This is a genomic window from Hansschlegelia plantiphila (genome assembly GCF_027922265.1).
GTDB classification, from domain to species: domain Bacteria; phylum Pseudomonadota; class Alphaproteobacteria; order Rhizobiales; family Methylopilaceae; genus Methylopila; species Methylopila plantiphila.
In genome coordinates, this window is sequence record NZ_BSFI01000004.1 from 121,846 (window position 1) to 145,415 (window position 23,570).

The window sequence follows — 23,570 nt, forward strand, 5'->3', positions numbered from 1 at the left end:
ACGATGATAAGCCCGGTCGCCTGCGAAGCCTCTGCTCAATTTGGTCTACAGCAGCCCAAACGACACGCCTGGATTGCAAGCGCCCGGATCGCGAGCGCCGCTGGTTCGATCTCGGTCAGCTTTGCTGGCCGTTCGCGGCGAGGCCGGCGGACCTTATCCGACAAAATTCGGCGGCGCAGATCGATGTCTCAACCGCGAGCGCCCGCCAGCGGGGCGATCGAGGCGAGGTTCCATCGGCCATGGCTTGACGTCAGCGACGTGACGGACAGCGGGGCCACGTCCACGCGCCAGAACGACGCCGGCTCCGCGCCGAGCGCGCTGACGATCGCGGCGCGGACGATGGCGGCGTGCGTGACCGCCACGACCGAGCCTTCGCGACGCCGGAGCGTCTCGAGCCAAGCGCTGGTCCGTCCGAGCACGTCGCGAAGCGTCTCGCCGCCATGGGGCGCGGCGTCGGGGTTCTGAAGCCACGCCTCGAGGCCTTCGGGATCGTCCGCGTGGACGCCGGCCATCGAACGGCCCCGCCACCGCCCGAGATCCCAGTCGCTTAGCGCAGCGTCGACCTCGGCGTCGAGCCCGAGCGCTTCCGCGGTCTGACGCGCCCGCAAGGCGGGGCTCGTCAACGCCCGGTCCGCCCGGACCGGAGGCCGGGCCAGCGTCGCGAGCTTTCTCAGTCCATGCGGATCAAGCGGCTCGTCGTCGGCGAAATCCGCGGCGCGAACCGCCGTCGTCGAGGCGTGGCAGATCAAGGCGACCCGCGTCGTCACCATCTCCGCCCGGCGGCCCCGCGCGCCGGACCGCTTGCATGCCGTCTCAACGCCGCGCCTGGCTAGACCGTCGACGTGCGCAACGGAGCGCGCCGCATACCGGTCTCCGCCGCCCGCTCCGTGAGGAGCCCGAACAGAAGCCCGATCGTGGTCCACATTAGCAGCTGCGCTCCTATCGAGGACAGCCTGAACTGCCAGAGCACGACCGCCGGGAACTGCTCCGGAACCTCGTTCACGCCCGGCAGCCCCACTGCGACGACGATCATCACGACGATATAGCCCAGGGCTGCGACGACGCTCGCGTTCCAGACGCTCATTCGGGAGGACAGATGGCGTTGGAGCAGCGCCGTCCCGATCATCGCCGCCAGGGAGATCGCGATCATCGCGAAGTAAAGCGAGGTCCGCATGCCGAGCGTGCTCGGGTCGCCGACCGCCGGCGGGTTGGCTGGGTATTTGAGGAACGGAACCAGGCCGACTGAGACGAAGCCGGCGATCGCTATGAAGGCGGCGGTCACGCGCGGGCCGGAGTCGCCGAAGCGGCCATGGACGAAGGCGAAGGTGAGCGCGAACAGCCCGCCAAGCGACGAGGCGAAGACGACGACGCCAGTCAGCAGGCCCACGCCGGCCTGGACCGGGCGGCTGACCAACTCGTGTCCGTCCTCGTCGTCGGCATGCTCATGGGCCGCCGTCGCACCAGCGGGGGCGTGCTCGTGCGCTTCCGCCGTGCGGGCTTCGAACGCGATCGCGCTGTCGACGGCTGGCTCACCCGCAATCTTCAGGAAGCCAAAGCATAAAAGTCCGGCGACGAGGCCGACCAGCATGCCGCGAAGCAACAGGGTTCCGGTCACCGTGGTTCTCCAGGATTAGTCTGCGAGGGGCGGAGAACGCCGGGCGCCTGCGCGTCCGACGTTGTGGTCATGCCGACCGTGCTGGAGACCGACGGGGCGCCGGTCACGTCAGCGCCGTCAATGGCAGGGGAAGCCCAGCAGATGGCGGCCATCGTGGAGGAACTCATGGACGAGCGCGCCGTTTCCGCTCATCGAGGTGACGCCACCCTCGGCGCCGAAGAAGTAGATCGCCAGCAACAGGAGCAGCCCCGCGAAGACCGCCCACGGGAGGGCGTCTCCGACCGGGATGGCCGCGGGCTTTGCGGAGGGCGAGAGAACCGCTGCTGTCATGGTTGAGATCCTCGAGTCATCGGTGAAGTTCCAGAGGTTAAGTCGAAACGCAAAAAGCCCTCGCGTTTTCGCTCTATGCGCGAAAATGCCGAGGGCTTTTGTGCCGTATGTCAATTGGCGATGCTGCCAATTTGGGATTATGAATGACGCGCCGCCGCTGTCAATGGCTCTGGTCGATTAATTCAATATCGCGGGGGCTATGAACTAGGAAAGGAGCGCGTCCCCTGACAGAAAATCTTGCCAGATCGCATTGTGCGGCAATTTTAATCTTTGCGCCTCTGTATTGTGCAGCGTTTTGGCCGGCCAGGGTTCTGGAGGCTTGTCCTCGCGGGCGAAGGCGGTCCGCCCGGCCAATTGAACAAGACCAATGGGGCGGCCGGGCCATTCCGCCGTTCAGCCGTGGAGAGTCGCGGGATCGATCGACAGGACCAGGCGTTCGACCCGCACGCCCCCCAAGACGTGGCTGCGCATGATCTCCTCGACGTCCGTCTCCGTCTCGTATCGGTACCAGACACCCTCCGGGTAGAGCACCATCACCGGCCCGTGCTCGCACACGTTCATGCATCCGGCATGATTGATCCGAACGCGCCGCGCGCCGAGCGCCATGCCGAGGCGGCACATATAGTCGCACAATCGCCGGCTGCCGCGGCCGGCGCAGGAGCCGCGCCAATGCGTCTCGGGCCGTTCGTTGCTGCAGCAGAACACATGGACGCGGTAAAGCGGCTCTCCGTCTCCCGGAGAAACCGATGGCGCCGGCGGCGACGTCGTCATCCCGGCTCAAGCGGCGTCGGCGGAGCGGACGACGCAGCGTCCGAAACCTTCGGCGAACTCGGCCCGGTCGAGATTTTTGCCGATCACCACGAATTGCGACATGCGCTGCTCGCTCCCGCCCCAGGGACGGTCCTGGCGCATCGTCGTCAGCATGCGCACGCTCTGAAAGACGAGGCGCTCGTTGAATCCCTGCGCGTTGAAGATGCCCTTCGTGCGGTAGAGATCGTCGCCGCGTTCCTGCGCGACCGCGTTCATCCAGAGGGCAAAGCGGTTGATGTCGATCGGCCGGGTCTCCTCCAGCACGAAAGAGCCGACCGAAGGATCGTGTTCGTGCTCGTGGTCCCCCAGAAACTCGGGATCGACCTCAAGCTTCTGCACGAGATCGAAGGCGCCGACGTTGACGACCTTCGCGATGTCGATCTCGGCGTTCGTCGTGCGGTGGAGCGTGGCGAGCGGATTGAGCTTGCGGATGCGCGCCTCGATCGCCGCGAGCTGCTCTTCCGTCACGAGATCCGCCTTGTTGACGAGGATCACGTCGCTGAAGGCGACCTGCTCGACCGCCTCGTTGCTCTGAGCGAGATTGGCCTCGAGGTTGACCGCGTCGACGACGGTGACGAACGCGTCGAGGCGAATGGCGGCCTTGACCTCGTCGGCCACGAAAAAGGTCGACGCGACCGGCGCCGGATCGGCGAGCCCGGTCGTCTCGATCAGGATACCGTCGAGCGTGCCGGCTCGCTCCTGAAGCCGGCTCAGCGTGTCGATCAGATCGCCCCGCACCGTGCAGCATAGGCAGCCGTTGTTGAACTCCACGAGCTGTTGCGCGTCGTCATGGACCACGAGCTGCCCGTCGATGCTGATCTCGCCGAACTCGTTGACGATGACGGCGAGCTTCTTGCCGTGATCCTCGCGGAGAATGCGGTTGATGAGCGTCGTCTTGCCGGATCCCAGGAAACCCGTGACGACGGTGGCCGGAATGCGATCGGCCTTGCCGGGGATAGTTGGGGTGGACGCCATGATTCAATGCCTTCGTGACAGCGGGAGCGCTGTGAGGAATGGCGGGCGGACCGCTGGGTCCGCCCGCCCATCTGTTCAGGCCGGGATCCGACGATGTCGGGATCCGGCCGGCGCGGCGGACTACTCGGCCGCGACCGGCTCGGCCTGGGGCGCTTTGCTCTTCCGCTTCGTCGCTGCGCCGCCCGGCGTCGCCACCACGGTTTTGGTCATCGCGGCGATGCCCTCCTCCATGATGATCTTTCGGTTCGCCGGCGGCAGCTTGTCGCCGCGCAACTGGTCGTAGGGGACCACCACCCAGCAGGCGCAGCCCCAGATGCACTCGCCCGCCATGCCTTCGAAGCGGATCGCCGGCTCAGACAGCATGGGTCCGATGTCGATCAGCCAGGCGTGCTCGTTGAGCTTCTCTTCCCAGGACAGCTTGTCATAGACTTTCTGGCTGCTCCAGAACGCTTCGAGATCGGTCTTCGCCACTCCCGGCAGGATGACGTTCGCGTAGGAGGTCAGCGCGTCAAAGAACTCGTGCGTAGAGACATGCAGCGACGATTCCGAGTCGAGCATGTACTTCTTCGAGACGACCTCCCGGAAGGTCTTGGCGATATCCTCCATCGGCATGTTGCGAGAGCCATAGATCAGGACCTCGGCGTAGTCGGTCTTGAAGCCGTCCCTCAGGCCGTCGTACTTCGGCACGAAGTCGATCCACTGGTTGACGACGGCCTCCCATTTCGACGGGGCTTCGCCGGGAAGGACCTGCACGCCGGGATGGGTGAGCTTGGCGACGTCGAACAGCGTCCAGCTCCGCGACTTGGAGCTGACCGTCTCGTGCGGCGCCCCGGTCAGGCCCGCGGGACGAAGCGCCCGGAACAGGTCGCGGCCGTTGTCGGCGACGACGAAGCGCATAAAGGAATCCGCGACGAAGCGGTTCGTGACCATCTCCTTGAAGCTCTGGCGGATGGGGGCCTCGCCCGTCGTGGTGTAGGCCGTCAGCCGCTGCCAGCTCTGCTCGGGGTTCACGACGAAGAAGCCGCCGGTGAAGGGGCTGCGGTAGAGGTCGCCCCAGACCGCGGTGACGCCGGCGTTCTTGTCGTCGTCCAGCATGCAGTCGAGGTCGTTCAGCGTGGTGTAGAGCGCCGGGCTGTCCTTGTAGGTCTCAGGATCGCCCGAGTGCGGCAGCTGACCCACGCCGATCACCGGGATGCGGCGCCCGAGCTTCACGTTCGACAGATGGCGGGCGAGGTCGACGACCATGCCGCTGCCGGTGCCGCCGGCCATGCTGAAGCAGACCGTCACCAGCGAGGGCAGGCCGGCCTTCTCGATGTGGTCGACGAACTTGCGCAGCGCCGCGTCCATCGGGCGGTCGCCGGCATAGTAGGCGTTGGCGTAGATGCCCTTCGCCACCGCGCGGGGGAAGTGCTCGCCCGCCTTCGGCATCTCGTATTTCTTCGGAACATACGATTCGAAGTTCGGATTCCAGTAATAGCGCGGATACTCGAGCTTCAGGAACTCGCGGGTCCGGTTCATGCCCTCGAAGAACTCTTCCTTCTCCGGCACGGGCAGGGCGACCGACTGGAACAGGAAGCGGTCGCTGGGGATGCCGCGGGATTCCAGGCGCTTGATGAAGGCGGCGGCGTAGTCCTGCGCGAGCCCCATGTCCTGATCGCCGATGTCGACGACGAGGGCGGCGAAGGTCGCGCGGGGATCGGCGAGGTGATCCTCGATCTCGCCGGTGCGCAACAGCGCCTCCACATAGGCGGCGCCCGTGCGTCCGATGCCGACGACGTGCATGCAGTGCGGCGCCTGGACGCCTGTCGCACTGTGGTAGAGAGATGCGGACATCATGTTCTCCTGCTGTGGCTGGCTGTGCGGCGTTACGCGGCGTGATCGCGGTGCGTGTCGACGCCCGTTGACTTCGTGACGATCAGCATCTGATCGAGAATGTTTCCGTGAGATCCAGGAATCCGAGATCTCTCAGGATGTGCGCGACGGACGTCGCCCGATTGTTCGAGACGTAGAGCATGTAGTCTTCGACGAAGAGCCCCGGGTCCGTCGATATTGTGCCGTCGTCGATCAGGCTGACGCCCTTCTCGAGATCTTCTCTTGCGAGCCGTGCGGTCCAGATCGGGGATTCGATGTAGATCGCCTCGTCGGTCGCCCGCGAAATCTGTAGGAACTTGCCGCCGGTGATTGTCGTCACCTTCGCGCCCGCTCCGTATTTCTCCATAACCTTCGACCAATCGAGCGGCATCCTGCGATCTCCAGCGATCAGGCGGCGTGGGCGGGGCGAGCGTCGCCCTCTTGCGGTGCCGGCCTGGGTCCGCCCCTCAGGTCGTCGAACGGCACGGCGATCCATCCGTCGCTGCCGGGCAGACTGGCCCCCGCCATGCCTTCGAGGCGGGTCGAGGGCTCGCTGAGAAGCACGCCCCGCTCGAGCAGAAGCGCGTGATCGAGCGCCCGTTCGCTCTCGTCCGTCGCGTCGTAGGCGTCGCGCGCCGTGTAGAAGAGGTCGAGGTCGGTCTTGGCGATCGACGGCAGGATGAATTGCACCGAGCCCTTGCGCCCGCCGCCCGCCACCTGCGGAGGGACATCGGGCGAGAACGCCGCCTCGAGCGCTGCTGCGTCGGCTGCGGCCTCCGGCGCGTCGGGGGCGGCGACGCGGAGCTCGATGAACTCCGGCTGAAAGGTCGGAAGAAGGCCCAGCCGCGATGGGAGAGTGGGATCCAGGGGGATAGCGCCCTCCACGCCGTCGGCGAAGCCCAGCATGTGGATCCACTTCGGGCCCCAGGGCGTGCGCGCCGCGGAATGCTGGGTGGAGGGCGCTGCGACCCAATTGAGCAACCGCAGCGTCTCCCAGAGATTGGCGCCGCCCCTCGCGGTGAGCAGCGAGGCGATCTCGCTGGTCACTCGCTCGTGGGTGGCCGCAAGGTCGCCCGTGCTCTCCCAGACATGCTGCTGCGGCACCACCAGAAGGCCGGCGGTGAACGGGTTTCGGAAGAGCTCGCCGCAGGCGGTGACGACGCCCTGGTTCTTGCCCTCGTCGCCGAAGCAGTCGAGTTCGTTCAACAGCGGATACATCGCCGCGCCGCCCTGCATCAGCGCATCGCCGGCGCATGGCAGGACGCCGAGGCCGACCATCAGGGCCTGCCGACCGAAGACAACGTTCGACAGGTGGCGGACGAGGTCGACGATCATGCCGCCGCCGACGCCGCCGGCCATGCCGAACACGGTGCAGACGATCGACTGCGCCCGGCTCGCTTCGACCCTGGCCCCGAACCGGCTCAGCGCAGACTTCAAACTCCGTTCGCCGTCATAATAGGCGCGGCCGTAAACGGCCTTGGCGTAAGCGCGGGCGACGCCCCCCGCAGGCTGCGGATCCCCGATTGACGATGGGAGCCAAGCCGTCGCGTCCGGCGTCCCGTGGGCCATCGGGTATTCAAGCTTCAGAAACTCCGGGTAGCGCCCCAAAGCGTCCAGGAGTTCGCTGCGGGACGGAGCCGCCAGCTCGATGATTTCGACGTCCGCGCGATCGGCCGGCAGCCCCCTGGCCGCCTCGCGAACGCCATCGAGGTCCTGATCGCCGATGTCGATCACGAGCGCGGACATCTTCGGACCGGTCGACGGCAGCGTGCGCAATACTTCCGCGACGATGTCGGCGCCCGCCTTGCCCACGCCGACCAAATTTACGCAAAACGGAATCCGTTCTTCATTCCCGACGCGGTGAACGCCACGACGCAAAGCATCGAGCTTTCGCCGTTTCAGTTTTTCTTCCATTGATAAAGACATGACTGTCCTTTCGCAGGATCCGGAAATCCAGCAATGCTTCAGCGTCGACCAAGAAAACTGCCGGAAACGCAAAAACCCCCGATTTTTCGCGAGATCGCGAAAAATTCGAGGGCTTTTATGCCGATGTCAGTGTGGCTTTATTGCCGCGATGGAACGGTAGAAGACAGCTGCGCGCCTTGTCAACGGGAGCGTCGGCCGCAATTTTGCGCAACAAGGCCGCTCGGCGCCTATGGTTCGCGCATGATTTAGGAGCGCCTGACGCGGGCGCGGCCAAATCTCCCTGCGTCGGTATGCAATTTGCAAAGTGTCCGCCAACCTGACTTTATGAAACGGCGGCGTCGAGCATTTTGCGGCGCCCGCCGTAACGGCGCCCTATGGTCGGCTCCGCGGCATGGGGAAATCTGTGAGCGCCTGAGAGGTTCTAGACCAACGACCCGATTGAGCCCTGGATTGCGACGATTGAGAGACATCAGCCATGCGCAAGACGACTCAAGCTCCTTGGAAGGTTGGTGTGCTGTTCTCCCAGACGGGATGCACGGCCGACATCGAGCGAACCCAGTTGCATGGCACGCTCATGGCGATCGAGGAGATCAACGCCGCGGGCGGGGTTCGCGGCCGAGAGATCCGTCCGATCGTCTACGATCCGGGCGCGGGAAGCGTGCCCTACGCGTACCTCGCCAAGAAGCTGATCGTCGAAGACGGCGCCACGTCGATCTTCGGCTGCTACACCTCGGCGAGCCGGAAGGCGATTATCCCGGTGATGGAGCGCCTCAACGGGCTGCTCTGGTATCCCACGCCCTATGAAGGCTTCGAGTATTCGCCGAACGTGATCTACACCGGGGCGGTTCCGAACCAGAACAGCTCCGAACTCTGCCGCTTTATGATGCAGACCTACGGGCCGCGGTTCTACCTGATAGGATCCGACTACGTGTATCCGCGCCGATCGAACCGCCTCGTGAGGGAGTTTCTCGCGGGCGCCGGCGGTTCCGTCGTGGGCGAGCGCTACGTTGGAATCCGCGCCCGACGCCAGGATTTCACGCCAATCATGCGGGACATCGAGGACGTCGGCGCCGACGTGATCTTCTCCACTGTCGTCGGGGAGGGCACGAGTTTCCTCTATCAAGCCTACGCCGACGCCGGCTTTGATCCGACGCGGATGCCGATCGCGAGCCTGACGACGACCGAGGCCGAGATCGAGGCGATGGGATTCGACGTCGGCGAGGCGCACATCACCGCTGCATGCTACTTCGCCGGCATCGAAAGCCCGTCCAACACCGCCTTCGTGAACGGGTTCAAGAAGCGTTTTGGCGAGGCTTCGACCAACGCATGCGCCGAAGCAGCCTATTTTCAGGTCCATCTGTTCGCGCGCGCGCTCGAGAAGACGAATTCGCTTGCGACGGACGACCTGAGGCCGCTCGTGCTGGGGTCGACATTCGATGCGCCTCAAGGGCGCGTGCGGATCAACCCGGCGTCAGGGCATACCGATCTCTGGACGCGGATAGGGCGGGCGAACCGACGAGGTCAGTTCACGCTGTTGCGTGAGGTGCGGACGCCGGTGCAGGCCGACCCCTTCATGATCTGCGCCGAGCCGGCTCAACTCAAGGCATGACGCCGCGGCGGACGTTCGAGACGAGCGATCCGCCGGCGCGCGTGGAGACCCATGATGGATTTTGATCGAACGGGGCAGGGCGGCCCCATGCACGCTGCTCAGGCTCGCGAAGCCAATGATCTGGACGTCATCGTCGTCACGGCGCTCGACGATCAGGGAAGCTTCCTCGTCCGGGAGCTTCAGCGCCTGCGTTTGAGGGTGCGGCACGTCTGGCCGTCGGGCGGCTCCCTGCCGGTCGAGGCGGACGTGATTTATTGCGACTACTCCGATGATCTGTCGCTCCGCATCCCGTGGCCTATCGGCGAGGCGCAAGCCGCGCTCGTGGCCATCCTGCCTCAGACCGACTCCTTCGGATCGGAGGCGCTCGAAGCCGCGACGCCCGACGCGGTGCTGGCGCGGCCCTTCACCGCGAATGCGATACGGGCGAGCCTGATCATGGCGCGAAGCCAGTTCCGCTACGAGCAGCGGCTCCGCAACAAGGTGGATCGGCTCGAGGAGAATCTGCGCTCGACGCGCACGATCGAACACGCCAAATCCATCCTCATGGCGGTACGGGCCCTGGACGCGGAGCAGGCTTACGCCGTCATGCGGAGTCAGGCGATGGCGAGGCGGGTGCCCGTCAGCGCGGTCGCTGCGGCGATCGTCTCGTCATCGGAGATCCTGAGCGACGAGCCCTCGCACAGCTAGAACCGCGCGAGGAGCCGATAGCGGAGGAAGGCGCGTCGCGCTCCCGCGCGGCGCGCAATCGGCGGCTTAGGGCTTGGCGGCGACGCTAGCCAGGCACCCGCGACACCCGGCGGGCTTCCATCCAGCCCTTCAGCCAGGCGTCGCGTCTCGCGACGTCCTTATAGGGACAGCGGCGCATCTCGACGCCCGCGGCGTAGGCCTCGCGGCCTTCTTCTTCGATACCGTTCAACGCTCATCTCCTGCGATTGCTGTGTTCTATATAGGAAATCCGATCGCGGCGCGTCGGCATCTCCGGCCCGTCTGCGCTTTCTGCGACCATTTGCGGGAGATCGGGGCGCCGCACGGGCGGCGTGCTTCCGCGTTTCATGCATTCCGGACCCGGCCCGGCCAGGCGTGGAGCCGGTCTCGCCGACGGTCGGCGGCGCCTCAGTCTGGACCATCGGAGCGGTCGACCAAGGCGGCGCCGCGTGCCAGACTTTCAGCCGCTGCGGCTCCGCCGCCAACAGACGACGATCGCCAGAAGGCGACGGGACCTCCAAGGGTGAGGAAGACGCCATGATCAAGTTGCTGTCCGCCATGGCGCGGATCGTCGGCGCGGTGGGGCTCGCGTTCGCGGCGCCGGCGGCGTTCGCGGCTGATTACCCGACCCGGCCCGTGGTCATGATCGTGCCGTTCGCGCCCGGCGGCTCCACCGACCTCGTGGCTCGACTCGTCGCCGCCAAGATGAGCGACGCGCTGAAGCAGCAGGTGATCGTCGAGAACCGCGGCGGCGCAGGCGGAAACCTGGGCGCCGCCGCGGTCGCGAAGTCCGCGCCTGACGGCTACACCATCCTGATGGGGACGGTCGCCACCCATGCGCTCAACCCGGCGCTCTACAAGAAGAAGGCCTATGACGCGGAGAAGGACTTCGCGCCGGTCACGTTGCTCGTGAACGTCCCGAACGTGCTGACGGTCAACCCCAACTTCGAGGCGAAATCGGTCAAGGAGCTGATCGAACTCGCCAGGAAAGAGCCGGGCAAATACGCCTACGCGTCGTCCGGCAACGGGTCGCCGCTGCATCTTTCGGGCGCGTTGTTCGAGAAGCTCGCCGGCGTGAAGCTCATCCACATCCCCTACAAGGGCTCCGGTCCGGCCCTGGTGGACGTGATCGCGGGGCAGGTGCCGATCCAGTTCGACAACCTTCCGTCCTCGGTCGAGCACATCAAGGCCGGGAGGCTGCGCGCGCTGGGCGTGACGACCGCGCAGCGGGCGCCGAGCCAGCCAGACATCCCCACGATCGCCGAGACGCTCCCGGGTTACGAGACCTACTCGTGGAACGCGCTGTTCGCCCCGGCCGGAACCCCGAAGGAGATCGTCGACAAGCTGCACGACGCCGGCGTTGCGGCCGTGAACGACCCGATGGTGAAGGCGAAGCTTTCGGATGCGAGCGCCGTCATCGTCGGCTCGACGCCCGACGAACTGGCCGCGCATGTCACGAAGGAGCTCGCGAAGTGGGCGCCCAACGTGGCGGATTCAGGCGCCCAGATCGACTGACCGGATCGGGAACGGCGCTGAACGCCCTCATCCGTCTTTGGTCAGCATGTATCCGACTCCCCAGAGGGTCCGGATCATCGCGCCTTCGTCATCGCCCAGCTTGCGACGGAGATAGCGGACATAGACGTCCGCGACCTTCGTGCGGCTATAGTCGGACGCATCCCGGCTCTCGCCCCGCAGCGAGACGTCGGCTTCGCCGCGCAGCACAGTGAGCGGCGTCCTCAGCTCATGGCTGACGTCGCCAGAAATCGCGAGCGCTGCTCGTTCAGCGCCTCGAGTTGCTCGTTCGTCCGCCTTAATTCGCTCGTGCGGCCCTGGGGAGTCTCTATGCATCGTGTCGTGATCGTGGCCGCCGCGCTCAGCCTGACGGCGTGCGCCAGATCGCCTGACGGCGCCGCACCATTCTCCGCCAGCCAGTCAGGGCTCGAAGGCTATTCGTGCGGGCGGCTCGGCGAGGAAAGCCTCCGCCTGAGTGCGGCGCTGGCGACAATTCAGACGCAGCAGGAAAAGCTTCGGCTGAAGGCCGAACAGGACGCGGTTCAGAGGGCTTCGACGATCAAGCGCTGCGACGCGCCCCGTTTCCAGGCGGCCGCCGCCCCGATCCAGCGGCACACGGGATACTGAAGGGCGAGCCTCCGGGCGCACGCCGCGCTGAGCCCCGGCTTCAGCGCCGCGGACGCCGCGATGTCGTCCGCTGTCCGTCCTCGGTCAGATCGCGGCGGGCGATCTATGATGCGGCTTGCGCCAGCATCCGGTTGTCGACCGGAAACACGACGAGGTCGGTCTCGGGCGCCGCGGAAGCGCGTTGTTCGATAATCGCGAGCTGCCTGGAGAGCTTATCAAGGCGCACGTGGAAGCCGAGCTTTCGAAGCAGCTTCGTGGCGCGTTTGGCGCCGAACGCCCGCCCTCGAACGGCCCGGCGCGTTCCAGTGTCGTTCCCGCCATGCGTCGTCTGAACGAAGGCGTTCTTCGTGGCGTCCTGAATGACCGGCCGACGCTTATGCATAAAAACGTGCCGATCCGACACATCGAAGATGGTTCGCGGGTTCGAACGCGTGGAGATGTAGGCCAGACCCACGCTGGCGTTCGGCGCGATGACGGCCTTCAGGCCCACCGTCTCGGCGGTCTGAGCGATGTCAAGAATATATCCCTTACAGAGCGAGATGCAGAAATCGTCATGCTCGGGACGCACGTATCGCCTGAGGTTCGCGATGAAATCCTGAGAGACAGCGTCGTCGTCGTCGATCCGGAATGTGCCAAACGCATCCTGGCTGGTGATCATCTTCTGGCAGATCAGAGACGACAGATCGCTCATCTTAAAATTTTGTTCGCTGACAAAAGTCACTTTCAGATAATCCCGCGACCGGCAGATCCTGCGTAACTTGGACTTGAACGATCTCGGTAGCAGGGATGGCGCGACTATCAGTATTTTGAAGTCTTTATCGGTCTGTGCATCGAGAGACGAAAGGCATATGCTCTTAAGGAGCACCAGTCTTTGATGTAGTCTCTTCTCGTCAAGTATATATGAGAAGTATGACTCTATCGGAAGGTTCTTAGAGATCTTGAATGGATTGTAAGTTGTTGAGAGGACTGAAAATCGAATAATTCCGACGATCGCGTTCCTTTTTGGAGGCGCCTTCGCACTGTCCGGCCTGAAACGCCTTGGCGCCAGATTGTATACCGACCGTGTTACCCTCCGACAGCGCTTGATGATCGGGTGATCGCTCTTGAGAAAGCGGCCGAAGGGAATCTGCATTGCGCCGGCCGTCTCACCTTGGAACGAGGTAGACCACAACTTTCGATAGCGGATAGCGATGCGTCAAGAGCATCGAGCCGGCTTTTCTTGCGGCGAAGATCGAGCGAAGCGTCATGCGCTTCGGGCTGGACCGTTCTTGGGGACTGTCGGCTGTCGCCGGCGGCTGCAGCGCTCGTTCTCTTGTAGATGGCGGCGAGCGACGACGGCGTCGCCATGACGAAGCTTCGTGATCACGGCGAATCGGTGGACTTCCAGTTCATTGAAACTCTTCCGGGCGGCGCGCCGATCCATGGCGTTACAGGCGAGCTGGCCGAAATTCGGGGTGGTCTGCGGTCAGCCGGACGCGCAAAGGCGATGCGGTGATGCGCCAGGTCGGGGAGCGGGAGCTCGGCGCGTCAGAGCTCGCATCACGATATTGTCAGGTCGAAAGGACAGAGCCCGGACGGCGGCTTATGGCGAAGATCGACGCCAGACCGCGTCGTGCGACGAGCAGCGTGGAGGACCCGGGCCTCCGCGCCCGCTCTTTTCTGGCGGCGAGACCCGACGTTGTGAAGAGAAAGAGCGCTCGCCTTGAGCTTTTCAGGATCGGGCTCTCATTTAAGACCCCAGCGTTCCTGGAGCGGCCGCTGCTACGCCGCGCGAAACTCTCTGAACGAGATCAGCCTCTGGCTGTTCTCGTCCCAAAGGGTCAGCGGAACGCATTTCAGGCTCTGGAGAAGAGTCAGCCGACCGACGTCGCGCAGCTCCGGGATGTCCCGCAGCACGTCAGGCAGACGATAGAAGGGAATGCGGCTCGACAGATGATGGACGTGGTGGACGCCGATGTTCGCCGTCAGCCATCGCAACGCAGCCGGCAGATGATAGTGCGAACTGCCGTAAAGCGCCGCTTCGGAGGAATCCCAGTCGTCATCGATCCGCCAATGCGTTCGGTCGAACTGATGCTGGACGAAGAACAGCCAGACGCCGGCCGAGGCTCCAAGCGCCACGACGGGTAGCTGGATCATGAAGAACGCCCCGGCCCCGACGGTCCACGCCATCAGAGCCGCCAGCAAGGCGATGGCCGTGTTCGTCGTCATGGTGCTGAGCCAGAGCGCGCGCCCCTTGCGCATGAAACCCACCGGAAGCCGGCCCTGCAGGATGAAGACATAGGCCGGTCCGAGGCCGAACATGACCGCGGGGTGGCGGTAGAACCGGTAGCGGAAGCGTCCCCAGGCCGAGCGCGCCCGATATTCCGCGACGGTCAGCGTATCGATGTCGCCGACGCCGCGATGGTCGAGATTGCCCGACGTCGCGTGATGCACGGCGTGGCTGCGCTTCCAGTGATCGTAGTCCGTGAGGGTCAGCACGCCGATGGCGCGGCCGATCCAGTCATTCGCCGATCGGTTGGCGAAGAACGCGCCGTGCCCGCAGTCGTGCTGAACCATGAAGAGGCGCACCAGCAGACCGGCGGCCGGCGGGATCATCAGGAGATAGACCCACACCAGGCCGTAGCGCAGCGCGACGGCCATGACCGCCCAGGCCGTGGCGAACAGCGCGACGGTCAGGCCGACCTCGTAGAGGCTGCGCGCCATGTTCGGCCTCTGGTAGGCCCGAAGCGTCCGCCGCAGCGCGCTTGCGTCCAATCCGACGGGCCGGCTGTCATCCGCCGCCATGGCGCAATCGCTTTCTCTGCGCCGAGGGCGGCCAGCGTTGAAGAAATCGGATCATCGAGGGCGCGCGGTGGTCCGGCGGCCCTTCTGCGAGAGCAGGCTATCGCGCGAATGCGCCTGAAACACGAGGCGACGTCGACTCCTAGCATTTTCCTGAGCGGTCAGGTTGTTTAGACGCCGAACGTTTTGGTGATGGCCGCGCGCAAGTTCATCATACTGGCCGCCGCCCTTTCAGGGTGGCCATGGGGCCGAGCGGGATCGGGAGCCCCGGGGGACTGCGCGCCCCTTACGTCGAAGCGGCCATTGTGACGTCTTAGGGGTCGGACCGGCCGGGAGATCGCTCAGGGCCCCGCATGTCGCTGGTCGGTCTCCAGGCGGCAGAACACCGGGGTGGAGTTGGTGTGGCCGCACTCCGCGCGCAGGGCGTGAAGCCCCTTGCCCGGCGCCGCGATCCGTTCGGCCCACGCCGAGTCCTCCCGGGTCGCCGGGCCGAATATCACCTTTCCGTTGTCGGTGACGGTGATGCTCGATGTGCTGTTGATCCGCGTATTGTTGGTCCGGACCGATGCGATGACATGCAGCCCGTCATCGTTCTGGGCCTGCACATCGGCGACGTCGTAGTCCCGGCCCTCGGTCAACGACGAACCGGAAGCAAGTGACGGTGCGAAAAATAATATTGACGAAATAAGAATAACATATGGTCTATGACGCACCATCGCCTCCTCCTCCCTTTAGAGTAGAAGTCCGACTCTTTGAGGTGAGGCCGTCAAGTTTATTATTCCTTATGCGATAGCGCAGCGAGGCTGCGGGCTCGCCCGATCATGAACGCGAACGCATTTCAGTTGTCTCGGCCGTCGTAGCTGCGAGACTTTCAACGAATGAGCCGCTTGCGCACAACCGGCTTTCCGCCGCCGAGCGGCGCGCCATAACATCGCAAAACAGGAGGAAGGCATGCCCTACAACATCATCACCGAAGACGGCCGCCGCCGCATCCATCACGCCCGCACCGCGAGGGAGGCGCTCGAGGTCGCGGCGAGGGAACGTGAGGCGCATCCCGATCTGAGGATCGTATCGAGCGAGGGAACGGTGCTGCCGATCGACCGGCTCGAGCTGATGGCGCGCGCCGAGGACATGGCTTCGGCGCGGCCATCGAAGTCGGCGGCCTAAGCCCTGCGTCCATCCGTCGAGCGGCGCTTGGGAGGTCGACGAAAGCGCGATGAGACGCTGCGCGCCCTGGCGATAGCGCCAGCGGCTTGCCGAGAAGGCCGCCTTGCGCGCCCCGAAACCTTATTCGCCCGGGACGATCTCGACGGCGTCGGCGCGGCGCCGATCGCGGATCGCGCCCAGCAGACGGTTAGTCACCGCCCAGAAGCCTGCGTGGTTGCCCTTGTGGTAGGGCGAGGTCGCCGGCAGCGCGGCGAGCAGCCTGGCGTGGGCGGCGCCCAGATTGTGGTAGGGCAGACGCGGCAGCAGGTGATGCAGCGCATGGTAGCGCAGGCCGACCGGGGCCCACAGCATCGGGAGCGTCGCCGGCGGCGGTACATTGACCGAGTCAAGGAACTGACCGGTCGAGGTCATCTCGTCGCCGTCGTTCTCCCAGTGATGGGCGGCGAGCGTGCGCACCTGGTTCAGCACGGCGACCGTTGAGCCCAGAGCGAGCGCCGTGAGGAAGACGCGCCACGGGATCACGCCGAACACCGTCAGCCACACGAAGGCCGTCGCCCAGAGCCAGCAGGCGGCCTCCAGCGTCAGCCAGAGCGGCAGCTGGGCCGCGGTCGGCATGTCGCGCCTGAACTGCGGGTTGATGGCGAGCGCCGAGAAGCGCTCGACGACGATCTTGCGGAATGGCGGGATGACGGCCGCGAGCGGCGTGAGCACGCCGAAGCGAAGCAGCACGCCAAGCGGGGCGAGCGCGGAAACAGCGATGAAGCCGATCACATGCCACACCGTCTGGCGGGCGAGCGGCATGTATTCGGGGTCGAGGACGGTGCCGTAGCGCGACTTGGAATGGTGCTGATTGTGCACGCCCTCATACATCAGCGACGGCACGAGATAGGGCACGCCGATCAGCACGTTGTAGCCCGCCTTGAAGCCCGGCACGTCCTGCGCGCGCAGGTGGCTGACCTCGTGGATGAAGCTGATCCCCCGGTAGAAGGCGAGCACGGCGAGCACGAAGGAGATCGAGCGCAGCGGCGCGTTCGGCAAAAGAAGGGCGCCTGCGAAGCTCGCATAGGCCACCGCCGTGGTCGCGATCAGGTCGGCCCAGTAGATCGCGGGCCGCGCCTTGGCGAGGTCCGCCGTCAGCTTGTAGGCGGCTCCGGCGAGCTGGCGCTCGGACTGCGGGTCGGCGGTGAGGGTTTCGACTGACAAGACGGTCGTTTCCATCGGTCTCGTGGAGGACGCGCCATTCTCTCTTGGAGAAGCGCCGATATTGAGGCGGCAGAATACCACCGCCCACCGGCCAGCGCGAGCGCCGGCGGGCTCACGAAATGCAACGGAGCGTTGCGAAGGAAGGGTCTTGGATTGCGGCGGCGCTATTTCGCCTTCGCCGCGGCATGGGTCTTCTCGTCGATCTCGAGAGCGGCCTTCAGCTTCGAGCGGATGGCGTTCTGCCGGCCAAGGCCCGCGATCTTCGCGCCCATCAGGTCGGTCACGTAGAACACGTCGACGGCGCGCTCGCCGAAGGTCGCGACATGCGCCGAGGCGATGTTGAGGTTGAGCTTGGAGATGGCGTCGGTGAGGTCGTAGAGCAGGCCGGGGCGGTCGAGGCCGACGACCTCGACCACGGTGTGCCGGTCCGACCAGGCGTTGGTGACGTTGACCTCCGGCGGAATCTCGAACGGCCGGGTTCTGCCGCGCGCGGTCGCCTTGTTGCGGTTCGCGACGATCTCGAAGAGGCGAATCTCTCCGCGCAGGGACTGCTCGACGCTCGTCGCGATCCGCCGGGCGCGGCGGAGCTCGTCCTCGTCGTCGGGGAAGGCGCGGCCGATGAAGATGGCGTCGAGCGCGAAGCCGTCGGTGGTCGTATTGATGTGGGCGTCCATGATGTTGGCGCCGGCGGCCGCGCAGGCGCCTGCGATCACCGAAAGCAGCTTCGGATGGTCGGGCGCGATCACGGTGAGCTCGGTCACGCCGCGGAACGCGTCGGTCGAGACCTCGGTGGCGAGCTTCTCGCCGCCGGCGTCCGCCCCGATCAGCAGGCGGGCGTGGCGCGCCGCGCGCTCGGGCTCGATCTTGAGCCAATAGGGAGCGTAATGCCGCAGGGCGTAGGCCTCGAAATCGGCGTCGCTCCAGTCCTGCAGCCGGGCGCGCAGATCGGCCTTGGCGTGTTCGACGAGGCTGCGGCGGTCCCCTGTGGAGTGACCGCCGGTCAGCACCAGCTCCGTCTCCCAGTAGAGGGTGCGCAGCAGCTGGCCCTTCCAGCCGTTCCAGACCCCGGGACCGACCGCCTTGATGTCGCAGATCGTCAGGATCATCAGCATCTTGAGCCGCTCGGGGCTCTGCACGATCTTGGCGAAATCCTCGATCGTGCGGCGGTCGGAGAGATCGCGCGACTGGGCGACGATCGACATCGTGAGGTGCTGCTCGATCAGCCAGGCCACGGTGTCGGTCTGCGCGGGGCTGAGGCCGAGGCGCGGACAGAGCCTGCGGGCGATCCGGGCGCCGGCGATCGAGTGATCCTCGGGGCGCCCCTTGGCGATGTCATGCAGGAACAGCGCGACATGGAGGACGACCCGGTCGCGGATCGTCGGCGCCAGTTTGTTCGCGAGCGGATGACTGTCGGCCGCAGCTCCCGCCTCGATCTCGGCGAGGACCCCGACCGCGCGCAGCAGGTGCTCGTCCACCGTGTAGTGGTGGTACATGTTGAACTGCATCATCGCGACGACGCGGCCGAAATCCGGGATGAAGCGGCCGAGCACTCCGGTCTCGTTCATCCGCCTCAGCACCTTTTCAGGGCTGCGGCGCGAGGTCAGGATCTCGAGGAACAGCGCGTTCGCCTCGGGATTGTCGCGCAGGGCGCCGTCGATCAGCTTCAACGACCTGGTGACGAGACGGATCGCGTCCGGATGGAAGGCGAGGCCGTGCGCGTCCGCGATCCGGAAGAAGCGGATCAGCTCGACCGGATCGCGCGCGAAGACCTGGTCGTCGCGCACGTTGAGGCGGTCGGCCTCGATGACGAAGCCCTCGCTCTCCTTCGGCGTGCTGCGGCGCGCCGATTTGCGGAAGCGGGTGAGGAAGCGGTCGAGCTTGGGCTTCGGCTTCTGCTGCCGCTCCTCCAGCGCATGGCAGAGGATCGCGGTCAGGTCGCCGACGTCCTTCGCGACCAGGAAGTAGTGCTTCATGAAGCGCTCGACGTCGCGGAGGCCGGGATGCTCGGTGTAGCCGAGCGCGACCGCGATCTCGCGCTGCAGATCGAAGGACAGGCGCTCCTCCGCCCGGCCGGTCACGAAATGAAGGTGGCATCGGACCGCCCAGAGAAAATCCTCGCACTTCTTGAACAGTCGGAGCTCCGCCGCGGAGAACAGGCCGACCCCCACCAACTCGTTCACGTCGCGAACGCGGTAGACGTATTTCGCAATCCAGAACAACGTGTTGAGGTCGCGCAGGCCGCCTTTGCCCTCCTTGACGTTGGGCTCGACCAGGTAGCGCGAGGCGCCTGCGCGCCCGAGCCGCTCGTCGCGCTCCGCGAGCTTGGCGGCGGCGAACTCGCCCGCCGTGCCCTCGATCACCTCGGCGTCGAAGCGTCGGATGAGCTCGTCGACCAGGGCCTCGTCGCCCGTGACGTAGCGCGCCTCCAGAACGGCGGTGCGGATCGTCATGTCGGCGTGCGACAGGCGAATGCATTCGTCGATCGAGCGCGTCGCGTGACCGACCTTGAGCCCCATGTCCCACAGCGTATAGAGCATGGCCTCGACCACGCTCTCGCCCCAGGCGGTCTGCTTGTAGGGAAGCAGGAACAGCAGGTCGACATCCGATCCCGGCGCCATCGAGCCGCGGCCGTAGCCGCCGACCGCCGCCACCCCGAGACGCTCGCCCGACGACGGGTTGACGCGGGGATAGAGCTCGGTCGTGGCGTGGATGAACAGCGCCGAGATGATCCCGTCCATCAGCGCCGAGAGGCGCTCCGCGCAGGCCGTGCCCGCGCCGTCTTCGTTCAGCCAGAGCCGGGCGGTCTCACGGCCTTCGGCCAGCGTCCGCTTGAGGCTCGCCACCACCGCGAGCCTGAGCGCGTTCGAATCGCCGCGATGCTTGCGCGCAAGTGCGGCCAGCGCTTCGACGATCGCGTCCCGGTCCACGATCTCCCGGCTGGTGCGCGAGGCGCGCAGGCGTTGGCGGACGGTGGACATTGGCGCTCGCAAGATCAGGCGGATCGTTAGGGCAGGGCAGCGCAACATAAGGGTCGCGCGGTTAAGGCGCCATGGACGCCTTGCGAGATCGACCGCGAAGCGTCTGCTTTCGCGGAAGGTCAGTCCTTGCGCAAAGCCTTCAGCCGATAGAGCGCCTCGAGCGCCTCGCGCGGCGTCAGGGCGTCGGGATCGATCGCGTCCAGCGCCTCGACGGCGGCGTCGGCCTGGGGCTCCGGCGGCTTCCGGGCGGCGGCGAACAGCGGCAGGTCGTCGATCATGCGCTCGACCGGCGAGGCGCGGTCGGCGGCCTCGAGTTCGTCGAGCACGGCCTTGGCCCGTCTCACCACCGAATTCGGCAGCCCCGCAAGCTTGGCGACCTGGATGCCATAGGACCGGTCGGCGATCCCGGCCGCGACCTCGTGCAGAAACAAGACCTCGCCCTTCCACTCCGCCACCCGCACCGTCGCATTGCGGAGGCGCGGCAAGCGGCGGGCGAGCGCAGTCAGCTCGTGGAAATGCGTCGCGAACAGCGCGCGGCAGCGGTTGACCTCGTGCAGGTGCTCGATCGCGGCCCAGGCGATCGACAACCCGTCGAAGGTGGCGGTGCCGCGGCCGATTTCGTCGAGGATGACCAGTGAGCGCGGACCGGCGGAATTCAGGATCGCCGCGGTCTCGACCATCTCGACCATGAAGGTCGACCGGCCGCGGGCGAGGTCGTCGGCGGCGCCGACGCGGCTGAACAGTCGATCCACGACGCCGATATGGGCCGCCGTCGCGGGCACAAAGGCGCCGGCCTGCGCCAGCACGGCGCAGAGCGCGGCCTGCCGGAGATAGGTCGATTTGCCGCCCATGTTCGGGCCGGTGACGAGCTGGATCAGCCCGCCGCCGCCGTCCGGCGCCGAGAGGTCGGCGTCGTTCGGAACGAACGGCTTGCCGGACGCGCGCAGCGCCGTCTCCACCACGGGATGGCGCGCGCCTTCGAGGCGGAAGTCGAGGCTGTCGTCGACATGCGGCCGGACATAAGCCTTGGCGACCGCCACCTCTGCGAGAGCGGCGGTGACGTCGAGCGCCGCGAGCGCGGCCGCGCAGGCGGCGAGCGAGGCCCAGCTTTCGGCGACCCGCGCCGCCAGCCGCTCGAACGCATCGAGCTCCAGCTTGAGCGCGGCGCCTGCGGCTTCGCCGATGCGGCGTTCGAGGTCGCCGAGGTCTGTCGTGGTGAAGCGCATCGCGCCGGCCATCGTCTGGCGGTGCACGAAGGTCTCGACATGCGGCGGCTTGACGAGCCGCTCGCCATGGGCCTGCGGAACCTCGATGAAATAGCCCAGCACGTTGTTGTGCTTGATGCGGAGCGTCCGGACGTCGGTCGCCTCGGCGTAAGCCTGCTGGAGCTGTGCGATCACCTTGCGGCTTTCGTCCCGCAGGGCGCGCGTGGCGTCGAGCTCCCCGTCGCAGCCCGCGCGGACGAAGCCGCCGTCGCGCTTCAGCAGCGGCAGTTCGTCGGCGAGCGTCTCGGCCAGCTCGCGCGCGAGCGCATGGTCGGCCGCGCCGAGGGCGGCCGCGATCGAGGCGATCTCGGCAGGCGCGTCGTCGATCGTCCCGAGCCTGCTCGCCAGCGCTTCCGCCGCCGCAAGCGCGTCGCGGATCGCAGCGAGATCCCGCGGTCCGCCGCGCCCGAATGCGACGCGCTGGGCGGCGCGGGCGAGGTCGGGCGCCGAGGACAGAGCCGAGCGGACGCTCCGTCTGAGGTCGGGGGCTTCGACGAAGGCCGCGACGGCGTCGTGCCGGGCGGCGATCGCCGCGGGGTCGAGCAGAGGGCCGGCGATCCGGCTTGCGAGCAGCCGCGATCCGCCGGCGGTGACGCAGGAATCGACCGCGTCCAGCAGGCTGCCCTCACGCTCGCCCGAAAGGCGCCGCACCAGTTCGAGATTGGCGCGCGTCGCGGCGTCGATCTCCATCACCGCGCCGCGGCCTTCCCGCGTCGGCCTCGACAGCGGCGGGCGGCTGGCGAGCTGGGTGCGTTCGAGATAGCCGACGATGGCCGAGGCCGCCGTCAGCTCCGGCTTCGTCAGCGCGCCGAAGCTCTCGGTGGTCGCCACGCCGAAATGCGCGGCGAGGCGGGCTTCCGCACGCGCGGGGTCGACGAGGTCGCGACCCACGGGCGTGACGGCGGCGCGGGTCTCAGAGAGCGGCGGGCCGAGCTCTTCTATCAGCGCGTCGGGGACGAGGATTTCGGCCGCGTCGAGCCGCGCAAGCGCTGCGCTTAAACCCTCGGCCGCGACTTCGGACACTGCGAAGGCGCCGGTCGAGACGTCGACGGAGGCTATGCCAAACGCCATGCCGCCTGCCGCTGATCGGCCGCGCGCGATCGCCACCAGCAGGTTGGCCTGGCGCGGCTCGAGCAGCGCGTCCTCGGTCAGCGTGCCGGGCGTGACCAGCCGGATGACGTCGCGCCGGACGACCGATTTCGCCCCGCGCTTCTTCGCCTCCTTCGGATCCTCCGTCTGCTCGCACACCGCGACGCGGTGGCCGGCCTGGATCAGTCGCTGGAGGTAGTCGTCGGCGCGCTCGACCGGCACGCCGCACATCGGGATGTCCTCGCCGAGGTGCTTGCCGCGCTTCGTCAGCGCGATGCCGAGCGCGCGGCTCGCGACCTCGGCGTCGTCGAAGAACATCTCGTAGAAGTCGCCCATCCGGTAGAACAGGATGCTGTCCGGATTGGCGTTCTTGATCTCGATGTACTGCGCCATCATCGGCGTGGGCGGCGCCGGGGGCGGTACAGGAGGATTGGAAGGTACGGTCAAGGGTTGGCGTCCCGGCTCGGCGACCACGTCATCGAGCGACAAGGGCGGACCGGATCTTCACAGCCAACTCAGCTTCGCTGACCGCGCCCCCGGCAAGGCCCAACCACAGCGACACGGCTTCGACGCCTGCGATCGAGAGATCGTATCCGTTGAGCTCAAGGAAGACATAGGTGACCACGAACGAGACCCGCTTGTTTCCGTCGACGAACGCGTGGTCCTTGGCGAGACCGTAAGCGTAGCTCGCAGCCAGAGCGGCCAGGTCCGGTGGGCCGTAATGAAGCAAATTCTCCGGCCGATGCAACGCCGCTTCCAGAGCGCCCAGGTCGACCGGGCCTGCGCGGCCGCCGTGCTCCGCGACCTGCTCTCCATGCAGCGCCAGAACGACATCCAGCGAAACCCAGACCGGCAAGGCGTCGGCCTATTTGGCCAGTTCGCGTAGAACGTCCCGATGCGTCTTCATGATGCGCCGAGCCACCGCCATCTGTTCTTCGAACTCTGGCGCATAAGGCGTCAACCGGTAACCGTCCTGCGTCTCGGTCAGATAGACCGTATCACCCGCGGCTAATTTCATCCGGGCGAGCACGTCCTTGGGGAGCACCACTCCCGTCGAATTGCCGTGCTTGCTGAGCTTGAGGGCGACCATGGAATATGCTCCGCCGTACTTACATTCGTACTAACAT

The 23,570-nt window shown here is 66.2% G+C and carries 24 protein-coding genes; 6 read left to right on the forward strand and 18 right to left on the reverse strand.

The features are described from left to right. Positions 1–188: 188 nt before the first annotated feature. From PKE75_RS03975 to PKE75_RS04010, 8 genes are all read right to left on the reverse strand, one after another. Complete coding sequence (locus tag PKE75_RS03975) at positions 189–770, reverse strand: histidine phosphatase family protein (RefSeq protein WP_271167404.1); 582 nt, start codon at positions 768–770, stop codon at positions 189–191. 59 nt (positions 771–829) lie between these two features. Then, positions 830–1,615, reverse strand: coding sequence for a CbtA family protein (locus PKE75_RS03980; protein WP_271167405.1), 786 nt, complete (start codon positions 1,613–1,615; stop codon positions 830–832). A gap of 117 nt (positions 1,616–1,732) precedes the next feature. Beyond that, complete coding sequence (locus PKE75_RS03985; protein WP_271167406.1) at positions 1,733–1,945, reverse strand: CbtB-domain containing protein; 213 nt, start codon at positions 1,943–1,945, stop codon at positions 1,733–1,735. A gap of 393 nt (positions 1,946–2,338) precedes the next feature. Continuing rightward, positions 2,339–2,716 carry a (2Fe-2S) ferredoxin domain-containing protein gene (locus PKE75_RS03990; protein WP_271167407.1) on the reverse strand — a complete coding sequence of 126 codons (378 nt, stop codon included), beginning with the start codon at positions 2,714–2,716 and terminating at the stop codon, positions 2,339–2,341. Between the two features lie 6 nt (positions 2,717–2,722). Continuing rightward, complete coding sequence (locus PKE75_RS03995; RefSeq protein WP_271167408.1) at positions 2,723–3,730, reverse strand: CobW family GTP-binding protein; 1,008 nt, start codon at positions 3,728–3,730, stop codon at positions 2,723–2,725. Positions 3,731–3,850: 120 nt separating this feature from the next. Continuing rightward, entirely contained in the window at positions 3,851–5,563 is a 1,713-nt protein-coding gene (locus PKE75_RS04000; protein ID WP_271167409.1) for an FtsZ/tubulin family protein, read from the reverse strand. A gap of 82 nt (positions 5,564–5,645) precedes the next feature. Continuing rightward, on the reverse strand, positions 5,646–5,972 hold the full coding sequence (locus PKE75_RS04005; RefSeq protein WP_271167410.1) for a hypothetical protein: 327 nt from the start codon (positions 5,970–5,972) through the stop codon (positions 5,646–5,648). A gap of 17 nt (positions 5,973–5,989) precedes the next feature. Next, entirely contained in the window at positions 5,990–7,393 is a 1,404-nt protein-coding gene (locus PKE75_RS04010; RefSeq protein WP_271167411.1) for a hypothetical protein, read from the reverse strand. A gap of 589 nt (positions 7,394–7,982) precedes the next feature. Between PKE75_RS04010 and PKE75_RS04015 the strand changes: the two genes are divergently transcribed. Beyond that, positions 7,983–9,116 carry a transporter substrate-binding domain-containing protein gene (locus PKE75_RS04015; RefSeq protein ID WP_271167412.1) on the forward strand — a complete coding sequence of 378 codons (1,134 nt, stop codon included), beginning with the start codon at positions 7,983–7,985 and terminating at the stop codon, positions 9,114–9,116. Between the two features lie 54 nt (positions 9,117–9,170). Then, positions 9,171–9,803 (forward strand): ANTAR domain-containing response regulator, encoded by a 633-nt coding sequence (locus PKE75_RS04020; RefSeq protein WP_271167413.1) that lies wholly within the window; start codon positions 9,171–9,173, stop codon positions 9,801–9,803. 85 nt (positions 9,804–9,888) lie between these two features. On the opposite strand, the gene PKE75_RS04025 is transcribed toward PKE75_RS04020, so the two are convergent. After that, positions 9,889–10,032 (reverse strand): ribosome modulation factor, encoded by a 144-nt coding sequence (locus PKE75_RS04025; protein ID WP_271167414.1) that lies wholly within the window; start codon positions 10,030–10,032, stop codon positions 9,889–9,891. A gap of 326 nt (positions 10,033–10,358) precedes the next feature. On the opposite strand from PKE75_RS04025, the gene PKE75_RS04030 reads away from it, so the two are divergent. Continuing rightward, the gene (locus tag PKE75_RS04030) at positions 10,359–11,336 is read left to right on the forward strand and encodes a tripartite tricarboxylate transporter substrate binding protein (protein WP_271167415.1); all 978 of its coding nucleotides are present in this window, start codon (positions 10,359–10,361) and stop codon (positions 11,334–11,336) included. A 27-nt stretch (positions 11,337–11,363) separates the two neighbouring features. Here PKE75_RS04030 and PKE75_RS17900 read toward each other — a convergent pair whose 3' ends face one another. Further along, complete coding sequence (locus tag PKE75_RS17900; protein WP_428979102.1) at positions 11,364–11,669, reverse strand: winged helix-turn-helix domain-containing protein; 306 nt, start codon at positions 11,667–11,669, stop codon at positions 11,364–11,366. Between PKE75_RS17900 and PKE75_RS04045 the strand changes: the two genes are divergently transcribed. Further along, entirely contained in the window at positions 11,664–11,960 is a 297-nt protein-coding gene (locus tag PKE75_RS04045) for a hypothetical protein (protein ID WP_271167416.1), read from the forward strand. The genes PKE75_RS17900 and PKE75_RS04045 overlap by 6 nt on opposite strands. 103 nt (positions 11,961–12,063) lie before the next feature. Here the strand turns inward: PKE75_RS04045 and PKE75_RS04050 are convergent, their stop codons facing one another. Then, complete coding sequence (locus PKE75_RS04050) at positions 12,064–13,092, reverse strand: glycosyltransferase (RefSeq protein WP_271167417.1); 1,029 nt, start codon at positions 13,090–13,092, stop codon at positions 12,064–12,066. Positions 13,093–13,278: 186 nt separating this feature from the next. Here PKE75_RS04050 and PKE75_RS04055 point away from each other — a divergent pair, with 186 nt between their 5' ends. Continuing rightward, on the forward strand, positions 13,279–13,455 hold the full coding sequence (locus PKE75_RS04055) for a hypothetical protein (protein ID WP_271167418.1): 177 nt from the start codon (positions 13,279–13,281) through the stop codon (positions 13,453–13,455). Positions 13,456–13,721: 266 nt separating this feature from the next. Here PKE75_RS04055 and PKE75_RS04060 read toward each other — a convergent pair whose 3' ends face one another. Together PKE75_RS04060 and PKE75_RS04065 are read right to left on the reverse strand one after the other, a co-directional pair. Further along, positions 13,722–14,744: a fatty acid desaturase gene (locus PKE75_RS04060; protein WP_271167419.1), complete on the reverse strand. Its 1,023-nt coding sequence runs from the start codon at positions 14,742–14,744 to the stop codon at positions 13,722–13,724. 338 nt (positions 14,745–15,082) lie between these two features. Continuing rightward, positions 15,083–15,379 carry a hypothetical protein gene (locus PKE75_RS04065; RefSeq protein WP_271167420.1) on the reverse strand — a complete coding sequence of 99 codons (297 nt, stop codon included), beginning with the start codon at positions 15,377–15,379 and terminating at the stop codon, positions 15,083–15,085. A gap of 313 nt (positions 15,380–15,692) precedes the next feature. Between PKE75_RS04065 and PKE75_RS04070 the strand changes: the two genes are divergently transcribed. Then, positions 15,693–15,908, forward strand: a complete 216-nt coding sequence (locus PKE75_RS04070) for a hypothetical protein (RefSeq protein ID WP_271167421.1) — start codon at positions 15,693–15,695, stop codon at positions 15,906–15,908. Between the two features lie 120 nt (positions 15,909–16,028). Here the strand turns inward: PKE75_RS04070 and PKE75_RS04075 are convergent, their stop codons facing one another. The 5 genes from PKE75_RS04075 to PKE75_RS04095 all read right to left on the reverse strand — a co-directional run bounded on the left by PKE75_RS04075 (position 16,029) and on the right by PKE75_RS04095 (position 23,533). Then, entirely contained in the window at positions 16,029–17,111 is a 1,083-nt protein-coding gene (locus tag PKE75_RS04075) for a fatty acid desaturase family protein (RefSeq protein ID WP_271167422.1), read from the reverse strand. Positions 17,112–17,275: 164 nt separating this feature from the next. After that, a complete protein-coding gene (locus PKE75_RS04080; protein ID WP_271167423.1) occupies positions 17,276–20,089 on the reverse strand; it encodes a [protein-PII] uridylyltransferase in 2,814 nt (937 codons plus the stop codon). A 119-nt stretch (positions 20,090–20,208) separates the two neighbouring features. Then, the gene (gene mutS / locus PKE75_RS04085; RefSeq protein ID WP_271167424.1) at positions 20,209–22,839 is read right to left on the reverse strand and encodes a DNA mismatch repair protein MutS; all 2,631 of its coding nucleotides are present in this window, start codon (positions 22,837–22,839) and stop codon (positions 20,209–20,211) included. 79 nt (positions 22,840–22,918) lie between these two features. Next, positions 22,919–23,299 carry a type II toxin-antitoxin system death-on-curing family toxin gene (locus tag PKE75_RS04090; RefSeq protein ID WP_271167425.1) on the reverse strand — a complete coding sequence of 127 codons (381 nt, stop codon included), beginning with the start codon at positions 23,297–23,299 and terminating at the stop codon, positions 22,919–22,921. 9 nt (positions 23,300–23,308) lie between these two features. Next, positions 23,309–23,533 carry an AbrB/MazE/SpoVT family DNA-binding domain-containing protein gene (locus tag PKE75_RS04095; RefSeq protein ID WP_271167426.1) on the reverse strand — a complete coding sequence of 75 codons (225 nt, stop codon included), beginning with the start codon at positions 23,531–23,533 and terminating at the stop codon, positions 23,309–23,311. Between the last annotated feature and the right edge of the window lie 37 nt (positions 23,534–23,570).

What these genes read in the sequence shown, in the direction of transcription:
- PKE75_RS04045 (WP_271167416.1), top strand. Translation starts at nt 11,664, where the DNA reads ATGCATCGTGTCGTGATCGTGGCCGCCGCGCTCAGCCTGACGGCGTGC.
- mutS (WP_271167424.1), bottom strand. Translation starts at nt 22,839, where the DNA reads ATGATGGCGCAGTACATCGAGATCAAGAACGCCAATCCGGACAGCATC.
- PKE75_RS03985 (WP_271167406.1), bottom strand. Translation starts at nt 1,945, where the DNA reads ATGACAGCAGCGGTTCTCTCGCCCTCCGCAAAGCCCGCGGCCATCCCG.
- PKE75_RS04050 (WP_271167417.1), bottom strand. Translation starts at nt 13,092, where the DNA reads ATGCAGATTCCCTTCGGCCGCTTTCTCAAGAGCGATCACCCGATCATC.
- PKE75_RS04080 (WP_271167423.1), bottom strand. Translation starts at nt 20,089, where the DNA reads ATGTCCACCGTCCGCCAACGCCTGCGCGCCTCGCGCACCAGCCGGGAG.
- PKE75_RS04000 (WP_271167409.1), bottom strand. Translation starts at nt 5,563, where the DNA reads ATGTCCGCATCTCTCTACCACAGTGCGACAGGCGTCCAGGCGCCGCAC.
- PKE75_RS04055 (WP_271167418.1), top strand. Translation starts at nt 13,279, where the DNA reads ATGGCGGCGAGCGACGACGGCGTCGCCATGACGAAGCTTCGTGATCAC.
- PKE75_RS04070 (WP_271167421.1), top strand. Translation starts at nt 15,693, where the DNA reads ATGCCCTACAACATCATCACCGAAGACGGCCGCCGCCGCATCCATCAC.
- PKE75_RS03990 (WP_271167407.1), bottom strand. Translation starts at nt 2,716, where the DNA reads ATGACGACGTCGCCGCCGGCGCCATCGGTTTCTCCGGGAGACGGAGAG.
- PKE75_RS04015 (WP_271167412.1), top strand. Translation starts at nt 7,983, where the DNA reads ATGCGCAAGACGACTCAAGCTCCTTGGAAGGTTGGTGTGCTGTTCTCC.
- PKE75_RS04020 (WP_271167413.1), top strand. Translation starts at nt 9,171, where the DNA reads ATGGATTTTGATCGAACGGGGCAGGGCGGCCCCATGCACGCTGCTCAG.
- PKE75_RS04030 (WP_271167415.1), top strand. Translation starts at nt 10,359, where the DNA reads ATGATCAAGTTGCTGTCCGCCATGGCGCGGATCGTCGGCGCGGTGGGG.
- PKE75_RS17900 (WP_428979102.1), bottom strand. Translation starts at nt 11,669, where the DNA reads ATGCATAGAGACTCCCCAGGGCCGCACGAGCGAATTAAGGCGGACGAA.
- PKE75_RS03995 (WP_271167408.1), bottom strand. Translation starts at nt 3,730, where the DNA reads ATGGCGTCCACCCCAACTATCCCCGGCAAGGCCGATCGCATTCCGGCC.
- PKE75_RS03975 (WP_271167404.1), bottom strand. Translation starts at nt 770, where the DNA reads ATGGTGACGACGCGGGTCGCCTTGATCTGCCACGCCTCGACGACGGCG.
- PKE75_RS04005 (WP_271167410.1), bottom strand. Translation starts at nt 5,972, where the DNA reads ATGCCGCTCGATTGGTCGAAGGTTATGGAGAAATACGGAGCGGGCGCG.
- PKE75_RS04095 (WP_271167426.1), bottom strand. Translation starts at nt 23,533, where the DNA reads ATGGTCGCCCTCAAGCTCAGCAAGCACGGCAATTCGACGGGAGTGGTG.
- PKE75_RS04060 (WP_271167419.1), bottom strand. Translation starts at nt 14,744, where the DNA reads ATGGCGGCGGATGACAGCCGGCCCGTCGGATTGGACGCAAGCGCGCTG.